The sequence below is a fragment of the Mesorhizobium sp. P2_C7 genome, assembly GCF_056404515.1.
Window position 1 is genome coordinate 296,732 of sequence record NZ_JBFUDW010000005.1, and the last position, 9,116, is coordinate 305,847.

Annotated in this window: 12 protein-coding genes; 7 read left to right on the forward strand and 5 right to left on the reverse strand. The window is 64.1% G+C overall.

The genetic code is table 11. From position 1 onward, the window contains the following. Nucleotides 1-56 precede the first annotated feature (56 nt). The 3 genes from AC1D2G_RS13335 to lhpI are packed head-to-tail and all read left to right on the forward strand — an operon-like array spanning nt 57 to nt 1,743. The gene (locus AC1D2G_RS13335) at nt 57-341 is read left to right on the forward strand and encodes an integration host factor subunit beta (protein ID WP_006200394.1); all 285 of its coding nucleotides are present in this window, start codon (nt 57-59) and stop codon (nt 339-341) included. 42 nt (nt 342-383) lie between these two features. Next, on the forward strand, nt 384-740 hold the full coding sequence (locus tag AC1D2G_RS13340) for a DUF1049 domain-containing protein (protein ID WP_477227907.1): 357 nt from the start codon (nt 384-386) through the stop codon (nt 738-740). A 37-nt stretch (nt 741-777) separates the two neighbouring features. Next, nucleotides 778-1,743, forward strand: coding sequence for a bifunctional Delta(1)-pyrroline-2-carboxylate/Delta(1)-piperideine-2-carboxylate reductase (gene lhpI / locus AC1D2G_RS13345; RefSeq protein ID WP_477414450.1), 966 nt, complete (start codon nt 778-780; stop codon nt 1,741-1,743). Here lhpI and AC1D2G_RS13350 read toward each other — a convergent pair. The 5 genes from AC1D2G_RS13350 to AC1D2G_RS13370 form a co-directional block, all read right to left on the reverse strand. Then, nucleotides 1,740-2,177 carry an EVE domain-containing protein gene (locus AC1D2G_RS13350; RefSeq protein ID WP_477414452.1) on the reverse strand — a complete coding sequence of 146 codons (438 nt, stop codon included), beginning with the start codon at nt 2,175-2,177 and terminating at the stop codon, nt 1,740-1,742. The genes lhpI and AC1D2G_RS13350 overlap by 4 nt on opposite strands. Further along, nucleotides 2,174-2,569 (reverse strand): VOC family protein, encoded by a 396-nt coding sequence (locus AC1D2G_RS13355; protein WP_477414454.1) that lies wholly within the window; start codon nt 2,567-2,569, stop codon nt 2,174-2,176. The genes AC1D2G_RS13350 and AC1D2G_RS13355 overlap by 4 nt, the downstream gene beginning before the upstream one ends. Before the next feature lie 74 nt (nt 2,570-2,643). Next, nucleotides 2,644-3,333 carry a helix-turn-helix transcriptional regulator gene (locus AC1D2G_RS13360; protein WP_477414456.1) on the reverse strand — a complete coding sequence of 230 codons (690 nt, stop codon included), beginning with the start codon at nt 3,331-3,333 and terminating at the stop codon, nt 2,644-2,646. Nucleotides 3,334-3,406: 73 nt separating this feature from the next. After that, the gene (gene prfH / locus AC1D2G_RS13365) at nt 3,407-4,018 is read right to left on the reverse strand and encodes a peptide chain release factor H (RefSeq protein ID WP_477414458.1); all 612 of its coding nucleotides are present in this window, start codon (nt 4,016-4,018) and stop codon (nt 3,407-3,409) included. Then, the gene (locus AC1D2G_RS13370; RefSeq protein WP_477414460.1) at nt 4,005-5,225 is read right to left on the reverse strand and encodes an RNA ligase RtcB family protein; all 1,221 of its coding nucleotides are present in this window, start codon (nt 5,223-5,225) and stop codon (nt 4,005-4,007) included. Before AC1D2G_RS13370 ends, prfH begins: the two co-directional genes overlap by 14 nt. Before the next feature lie 326 nt (nt 5,226-5,551). On the opposite strand from AC1D2G_RS13370, the gene AC1D2G_RS13375 reads away from it, so the two are divergent. Genes AC1D2G_RS13375 through acuI form a run of 4 tightly spaced genes read left to right on the forward strand, consistent with a single transcriptional unit; the run spans nt 5,552 to nt 9,060 of the window. Further along, on the forward strand, nt 5,552-6,643 hold the full coding sequence (locus tag AC1D2G_RS13375; RefSeq protein ID WP_477397483.1) for an RsmD family RNA methyltransferase: 1,092 nt from the start codon (nt 5,552-5,554) through the stop codon (nt 6,641-6,643). A gap of 1 nt (nt 6,644) precedes the next feature. Further along, nucleotides 6,645-7,502, forward strand: coding sequence for a TrmH family RNA methyltransferase (locus AC1D2G_RS13380; RefSeq protein ID WP_477414462.1), 858 nt, complete (start codon nt 6,645-6,647; stop codon nt 7,500-7,502). Between the two features lie 13 nt (nt 7,503-7,515). After that, a complete protein-coding gene (lspA, locus tag AC1D2G_RS13385; protein WP_477414464.1) occupies nt 7,516-8,013 on the forward strand; it encodes a signal peptidase II in 498 nt (165 codons plus the stop codon). 57 nt (nt 8,014-8,070) lie between these two features. Then, nucleotides 8,071-9,060, forward strand: a complete 990-nt coding sequence (gene acuI / locus AC1D2G_RS13390) for an acrylyl-CoA reductase (NADPH) (protein ID WP_477414466.1) — start codon at nt 8,071-8,073, stop codon at nt 9,058-9,060. The last annotated feature ends 56 nt before the right edge of the window (nt 9,061-9,116 follow it).

The following is a 9,116-nucleotide window of genomic DNA, read 5'->3' on the forward strand; positions in this document are numbered from 1 at the left end:
GCAAATAAAATCATCCTCATAATTTTGACCGTACTGCTTTCACGGGGACCCGTCTGATGATCAAGTCCGAACTTGTGCAGATTATTGCCACGCGCAATCCGCATCTTTTCCTGCGCGACGTCGAAAACATCGTCGGCGCGATCTTCGATGAGATCACCGACGCTCTTGCCGAAGGCAACCGCGTCGAGCTGCGCGGCTTCGGTGCATTTTCGGTGAAAAACCGTCCCGCCCGCACCGGCCGCAATCCACGCACTGGCGAGTCCGTCGAGGTCGAGGAGAAATGGGTGCCGTTCTTCAAGACCGGCAAGGAGCTGCGCGAAAGGCTGAACGGCGGCAAATAGGCGCGGCGTCAGCGCCAGACAGCCATTCCGACGGAAAACATCATGTTCAATCGCTTCATGCTCATCGTGGTCTTCGTGCCCCTGGCGATCATCCTGATCGCGCTCGCCGTCGCCAATCGCGAACTGGTCGCCTTCACGCTGGACCCGTTCAACCCCGGCAATCCAAAGCTGACGCTGACCTTGCCGCTGTTCATCTTCCTGTTTTTGGCGCTCGCCATCGGCATGGTCGTTGGCAGCCTGGCAACCTGGGTCAAGCAGGGCCGCTACCGCAAGCTGGCGCGCCAGCGTGGCGTCGAAGCCGAGAACCTGCGCCAGGCGGTTAGCCGCGCGCCGGCGGCACCACAAGGATCTGCCCAAGGGTCAGCCCAGGCATCGGCCTTGCCGAAGCCAACCACTTGAACCGCCGGTCGGCGGTTTTCTCTCCGCGGAGTTTTCCATGCTGACCATTTCGGCCGCCGAGGTCGATCATGCGCTGACCTTTTCCGGACTCGTGGATACGCTGCGCGCCGCGTTTCGTGACGGTGCGGTGCAGCCGGTCAGACATCATCACTCGGTCGAACGGCCCGACGGCGCCGCCTCGACACTGCTTTTGATGCCGGCATGGACCGACTTCAACGCTGCCGGCACGTCGGCCAGTGGTCACATCGGCGTCAAGATCGTCACCGTTTCGCCTGACAACAACACCATCGGCAAGCCGGCGGTGATGGGGCTCTATCTGCTGCTCAATGGCGCCACCGGCGAACCCGAAGCCTTGATCGACGGCCAGAGATTGACGCAGTGGCGCACCGCCTGCGCCTCGGCGCTGGCTGCTTCCTACCTCGCCCGCGAGGACGCCTCGCGGCTGCTCGTGGTCGGCGCCGGCGCGCTGTCGCCCTTCCTCGCCAAGGCGCATTGCGCCGTCCGGCCGATCAAGACCATCCGCATCTGGAACCGTACCCCTGCCAATGCCGAGAAGGTCGCCGCCGATCTGCGCGCCGAAGGCTTCACGGCCAGCGCGGCAAGCGATCTCGATGCCGAACTTGGGCAGGCCGACATCGTCTCCTCGGCGACGATCACCACGACACCGCTGATCAAGGGCGCGTTGTTGCAGCCGGGAACCCATGTCGACCTGGTCGGCGGCTTTACGCCGACGATGCGCGAAAGCGATGATGACGCGATCGCGCTTGCCCGCGTCTATGTCGACACCCGCGCCGGTGCCACTAAGGAGGCCGGCGATATCGTTCAGCCACTGGCCTCCGGCGTGCTGAAGCCGGACGCCATTGTCGCCGACCTGCACGAATTGACGCGCGGTCAGAAGAAGGGGCGCGAGAGCGCCAGTGAGATCACGCTGTTCAAGTCGGTTGGTGCTGCACTCGAGGACCTTGCCGCCGGCATTGCCGTCTACAAGGCGCTCGTGGCTTAGTTCACCGCCGCAGCCGTTTTGGCGCCCATCGCCTCTGCGATCAGCGAAAAATCATGCGCGCTGATTTCGAAAAGGCCGAAGCGCAGTTGATAACCCCAGTTGGACTTGCCGGCGCTGAAGTCCAGCCTGTCGAGCAACGGTTTGATCGATGTTTCCTCGGCCTTTGCCCACGCGACATCGCGGCGGAACGGCGTGAAGCCGGCGCCCATATCGCCCTGATAGGGCTCGCCTTCCCGCACCGTGCCAATTGCCGTGAACGCTTGCAGGCCGTCTTTTTCGCCGAGAATGGTGGTTGGCGAATAATAGGCGATGCCGTCACCCGGCTTGACGCGGCGCAGGGGTGCTGCCTTGCCGTGATTGACCTGCATGAAGCCACCCTGGCGCCCGCGCCGGACATGTTCGGCCGACGCCACCGCGATCCAATGCGCACTCATTTCTGCCCCCCATCGGTCTGTTCCTCATCGGACAGCCAGCAGACGCGCAGGCGATGATTGTCGGGATCGAGCGCGACGAAGGTGCGGCCGAAATCCATGTCGGTCGGCGTCTGCAGGATCTTCAGCCCGCGCCCGGCCCAGTCGGCATGGGCGGCATCGACCGCGTCCGGCGTATCCAGCGCAAAGACGATTTCGGCGCCGCCGCCCGCCGCGGCTGCGGCCGGCTCCACCGTATGGCGCGACCAGAGGCCGAGCTTGAAGCCCGCATCGAGTACGAACAGCACGAAGGTCGGCGAACTTTCGACGGGCTCGCGACCGAGCAGCGCGCTATAGAAGGTGCCGCTCTGCTGCGGCTGGTCGACATAGAGGATGACGAAATTCGGGGCGATCATGTCTGCTCTCCAAGGTTCAGTGTTTCAACTTGGCGACCATAGAATGAGCTACTGTCAGATTCTGGCAGCAGTCGTCACGAACTGCGAGGCTTGTCGAGCGTTGCCCGCCATTCCTTGAGGAGCGCCTGGCGACGGCGCGGATAGCGCGTATCGGTGGCGTTGAGGCCGGATATCCGATCGGCGCGAAAATGCCGGAAATCCTGGCGCATCTCGCACCACGCCACCACGACCCGCACCTTGTCGAAGAACCCCAGCGCAAACGGCCAGACCACCCGTTCGGAGGCCGCGTCGCCGGCGTCGCGGTACAAGAAGCCGAGCTTGCGCTCGTTGCGGATCGCCTGCCGCACCAGGCCGAGGTCGATGCCCTCGATGACTGCTGCGGGAGGCCCGACCAGCAGCGTGCTCGCATCGAGATCCTCGCGCAGATCATCCGGCAGCACGGCGGCGATCTTGGCCAGCGCGTTGGCGGCAGCGGCCGACAGACGCTGGTCCGGCTGCTTGGCGACCCAGCGCGAGCCGAGCACGATGGCTTCGATCTCCTCGTCGCTGAACATCAGCGGCGGCAGCATGAAGCCGGGCTTGAGCACATAACCCAGTCCCGTCTCACCCTCGATCGGTGCGCCCTGGCCCTGCAGCGTGGCGATGTCGCGGTAGAGCGTGCGGATCGAAATCCCGAGTTCATCGGCCAGCGCCTGCCCGCTCACCGGCCGGCGGTGCCGGCGCAGCGTCTGGATCAGGTCGAGCAGGCGTTCAGAGCGGGACATGATTCTCCGGGCTTTGTAGTCTCCACGATAATGCATCTCGTTCGGAAGTGTACGGGTGGTCCAAGCCGCGACATCAGAGATGGAATACCTTGACTTCGTTGCCGCGTTCCAAGGCCTTGTTGGCGACGAACATCTGCGTCTTCGACATGTCGACTTCACGGTCGGCAAGGACGCGCAACATCGCCTCCAGCCGCCTCAGTGCGATCGCCTTGTTGCGGTGTTGCGATCGCTCGTTGCGTGCCGTGACGACAATGCCTGTCGGCAGGTGAACGGCCCGCACCGCGCTGTCGGTGGTGTTCTGATGCTGTCCGCCGGGACCACCAGCCCGCAAGGTTTCGAACCGGACATCGGACAGTGCGACCGACACGGCAGCGGCCACCGTCAAATCCACGGTCTGCACGCCGACGAACCAGTTCTGCCGTTTGTGGCCCCGCCGCACCGGGCTCTTGAAGACGAACTTGACGGTGCCGCAATATTCCTCGGCAAGTGCCTCGGCGTTGCGCCCCTCAAGGCTGAGTATGGCGGATTTGGCGCCATGCCGGTCCGGTTCGTGACCAAGCGTAACTTCGATCGCATAGCCAAGCCTGCCAGCTTCGCTCTTGATTATGTCGACCAGAGCCATCAGGGCGATGCGGCATTCCACCGGTCCGCTGCCCGATGTGAGAAGCATGTCAACTGCGGCCATGATCTGCCCTCCTCGATGCGCGTTCACGCGATGGCTTCTTGCGCGTCCGGTCGAGCGGGCCGTCTATCGCCTTCTTGTAAGTCACCAGCGGTTTCATCGCCGCCAGCGTCACGACCAAGCCGGCATCGGCGAGATCTTGCACCACTTGCCCGGCATCCTTGTAGGCCGAAGCCGCTTCCTCGATGACCAAGTTACGGTCATCGCAGATCAGCTGCCCTCCCCACACGTTCCTCAGCAAGGCGTCGCGCTCCGACCTGTTGCGCCCCGAACGGCCATGCATGGTGGCGCGGTCGTATTTGCGCCCGGCGCCATGCGAAATGCCGCCCAGCGATGGACCTGTTCCGTCGAGCGCCCGCACGACATAGCTCAGGCTGGCGCGCGAACCCGCGATCGGCGCGACATCTCCCATCCGCACGGCGGCCGACCCCTTGTGATGGACGAAACCATTGGCCCGGTCGCGGACTAGATTATGCGGCACATCAGCCACCACCCGGACCTCGCTGCGCAAGGCGCTTGCCGCACGCTCGGCGATCAGCCTGCGGTTGAGCGATGCCCAGGTGACGCAGAGATCATGCTGGCGGCGCCAGTTCCTTCCCTCGGCGGACTGCGGATCAAGCCCAGCGATGAACGCGGATTGAAGGTCGAACATCTGCCCGAACACAAAGGAACCAAGCCCACGCGAGCCGGAATGCACCAGGAGATACAGCTTCTGGCGGTCGAACAGGCTTTCACCAGCCGCATCGATCGCCCGATCAACCGCCTGCAGCTCGCAGAAATGATTGCCGCCGCCGATCGTGCCCAACGCATCAGGGTAGAGATCCAGCGGCAGGTCCGCGCCAGCGAGCGCCGCATGCGGGTCGATATCCTCCGCTTCGATCTGGCGCAGGCATTCGACGGCCTTGTCGATCCTGAGTTTGCGCAGCGGCAGATCGAGCTCGAACAGCGACATGCCGCAGCCAATGTCATTGCCGATCAGCTGCGGATGCAGCCGTTCCGACAACACGGCAATCCCGGTCGGCCCATATTTGCCGGGATGTAGGTCGGGGAACGCGGCAACCGAGGTAACGCCGGGCAGAGCCGCGACGGTTTTCAGCTGCTGAAGTGCTGCTCCTTCGATCCAGGTACGCGGTGAAAAACAATGCTGGATATGCGCCGTCGCGACGACGCGCGGCGAAGAGGAGCCTGAGCTCCCAATCAAATTGCCCATGATGGAACACTTCTGGATACAGGTCAGAAATCGGACGCCATCAGGCATCCGTTCGACCGGCGGCAGTCAGCAAGATGCTGGCTTACGCCGGAACCCTCGAGGGGTGCGCGGTGAAGATGTTCGTCATCTATCGCTCCCATTCCAGAAAACAATCCGGGCCTCATAAACGAAGCGCGTGGAAAAACAAGCGCAATGCTGCAACACCCGCCGCACTGTTTCGAACGCGAAGGCTTCAGGCCTGCGCCAATCGACCTGCAGGCCATCGCTTGTTGCACCGCCGCTGTCCGCATGCCAAAAGCGGCCACGCCGCTCGGAGTTGCTCACGCTTGAAGTCTTTTCGCGACAAACGCCGCGACAACCGTCCGCATCAATCCGCGAAGGGTGCGGGGGACCAGCCACGTCCGCAGGCCGGCCGCGCCCCCGCCAGACCGGAACCGCAGCCGCGCGAGCGGCTTGAGGCGAAAGCCGACGACCGCTCCGAGCCGAAATCGGTGCCGCGCATCCTTGCCCGGCGCGATGGCGCCCTGCCCACCGAGCACCTCCCCGTGATCCTCGAAGTGGCGCCGAATGCCGATTATGCGCTGCTCGACAGCGGCGCCGGGCAGAAGCTCGAACAATACGGCCCCTACCGCATCGTGCGGCCCGAGGGCCAGGCAATCTGGCAAAAGGCCTTGCCGGCAAAGGACTGGGAGCGAGCCGACGCCATTTTTACCGGCGATACCGACGAGGAAGGCATCGGCCGCTGGCGGTTCCCGAAGACGCCGCTCGGCGAAACCTGGCCGATGAAGCATGACGGCATCGACTATCTCGGCCGTTTCACCTCGTTTCGCCATGTCGGCGTCTTTCCGGAGCAGGCCTCGCACTGGGACCATATGGCCGGGCTGATCACTGCGGCCAAGCGGCCGGTCAAGGTGCTGAACCTGTTCGGTTATACCGGTCTTGCCTCGCTGGTGGCGGCCCGCGCCGGCGCCGAGGTCACCCATGTCGATGCCTCGAAGAAGGCGATCGGCTGGGCCCGCGAAAACCAGGAAATGGCCGGGCTCGGCAGCAAGCCGATCCGCTGGATCGTCGACGATGCGGTGAAATTCGCCGAGCGCGAGGAGCGCCGCGGCAGCCGCTATGACATCATCCTGTTCGACCCGCCGGCCTATGGTCGCGGCCCGAAGGGCGAAGTCTGGCAGTTGTTCGAGGACCTGCCTGACTTGACCGACCTTTGCCGCGCGATCCTGACACCGAAACCACTCGCCATGGTGCTCACCGCCTATTCGATCCGCGCATCCTTCTTCGCCATCCATGCCTTGATGCGCGACACCTTTGCCGGCATGGGCGGCACGGTCGAATCGGGAGAGCTCATCATCCGTGAAAAGTCCGCCGGCCGGGCGCTTTCGACCTCATTGTTTTCGCGTTGGGTGGCCTGAAATGAACGAGCGGCATGCGGGCGCACCCGGGCTGGTGAAGGAAGTCACCAGCCTCGCCAATCCGCTGGTCAAGGACATCAAGGCGCTCGCCCAGAAGAAATTCCGCGACCAGCAGAATGCCTTCATGGCCGAGGGGCTGAAGCTGGTCATCGATGCGCTCGATCTCGGCTGGCAGATCAGGACACTGGTTTTCGCCAAGGCCGGGCGCGGCAACGCCGCGGTGGAGAAGGTCGCTGCACGCACCGTTGCCGCCGGTGGCACGGTGCTCGAAGTGTCGGAAAAGGTGCTCGTCGCCATCACCCGCCGCGACAATCCGCAAATGGTGGTCGGGGTCTTCTCGCAAAAATTCCTAGCCTTGAAGGATATCCGCGCCGACAATGGCGATGTCTGGGTGGCGCTCGACCGGGTGCGCGATCCCGGCAATCTCGGCACCGTCATCCGCACCGTCGATGCTGTCGGCGCCAAGGGTGTCATCCTGGTCGGCGACACCACCGATCCCTTTTCGGTGGAAACGGTGCGCGCCACCATGGGTTCGATCTTTGCCGTGCCGGTGGCCAAGGCGACGACCGAGGCCTTCCTTGCCTGGCGAGGCGGATTTTCAGGCCTTGTCGCCGGCACCCACCTGAAAGGCGCCGTCGACTACCGCTCGGTCGACTTTTCCCGCGGTCCGGTGCTGCTGATGATGGGCAACGAGCAGCAGGGGCTGCCCGAAAGCCTGGCGGCGAGTTGCGACAGGCTGCTTAGAATTCCGCAGGCTGGCCGCGCCGATTCGCTCAATCTTGCCGTTGCCACCGGCATAATGCTGTTCGAGATCCGGCGCGGCGCGCTGAAGCTCGAACCAATCGTGGACCCGCAATGAAGGTTGCCCGCCCGTGAGATCATGGTCCCCCTACGCGATGCTCGTCGTCGCGGCCATAGCGCTCGACCAGTGGATAAAACATCTCGTCGAGACCGGCCTGCCCTTTCAGGAAAAGCTCGATCTCGTGCCGTTCCTGGCGCTCTTTCGCACCTACAACACCGGCATCGCCTTCTCTATGTTCTCGACCTTCGGCGACACCGGGCTGATTGTCATCTCGCTGGCGGTGGTTGCCTTCGTGCTGTTCCTGGCGACGCGGATCGCGCCGTCCCAGATCCTTGCCCGCACCGGCTTTGCTCTGATCGTCGGCGGCGCCCTCGGCAATCTGATCGACCGCGCCATATACGGCCATGTCATCGATTATATCCTGTTCCATACGCCGGTCTGGTCCTTCGCCGTCTTCAACCTGGCCGATGCCTTCATCTCAGTGGGCGCGGCCCTGGTCGTCTTCGACGAACTGTTCGGCTGGCGGCGCGAGCCCAGACCTTCGAATGCCAAGTCTTCCAAAGATTGACCCCGTGCGGCCATCGCCGCACAGTCCATGTCGCCAAACAAGATCGCGGAGAAAGAGATGCCCGAAACCTTCAAAGCCATCCTCGTTTCGCGTGACGCCGAGAAAAAGCAGTCGGTAGCCGTGACCGATCTCACCGAGGCCGACCTAATGGAAGGCGATGTCACCATCGCGGTCGAGGCGACGACGGTGAACTACAAGGACGGCCTTGCAATCACCGGCAGGGCGCCGGTGATCCGCCGCTGGCCGCTGGTGCCGGGCATCGATTTCGCCGGCACCGTCATCTCGTCTTCCCATCCTGACTGGCGCACCGGCGACAAGGTCATCCTGAACGGCTGGGGCGTCGGCGAAACCCACTTCGGCGCCTACGCTGGCCGCGCCCGCGTCAAGGGCGACTGGCTGGTGCCGCTGCCGCAAGGGATGAGCCCGCATGACGCAATGGCAGTCGGCACCGCCGGCTATACCGCCATGCTCTGCGTCATGGCGCTGGAACGACACGGCATCCTGCCCGATCGCGGCCCGGTGGTGGTGACGGGGGCGGCAGGCGGCGTCGGCTCGGTCGCGGTCTCGATCCTGTCCAGCCTCGGCTACCATGTCGTTGCTTCCACCGGCCGCAACGCCGAAAGCCCCTATCTGATCAACCTTGGCGCCGCCGAAGTGATATCGCGCGACGAGCTTGCCCAGCCGGCCAAGCCGCTGGCCAAGGAGCGTTGGGCCGGCGGCGTCGACGCGGTCGGCAGCCACACGCTGGCCAACGTCCTGTCGATGACCTCCTATGGCGGCGCGGTCGCCGCCTGCGGCCTGGCCGGAGGCATGGACCTGCCTGCGAGCGTCGCCCCCTTCATCCTGCGCGGCGTCTCGCTGCTGGGCATCGATTCGGTGATGGCGCCTAAGGCAGTCCGCCTCGAAGCATGGCGGCGCATCGGCACCGATCTCGATCTGCAGAAGCTTGCCAGCCTGGCGACGACCATCGGCTTCGACGGCATCATCGATGCCGCCCATGACATCGTCGACGGCAAGATCCGCGGGCGCGTCGTCGTGGATATGTGAGCCGCTCGACTGCCCTGAGAGGGCGGACGGATTGCCACGTGTGCCGGCAAATCCAC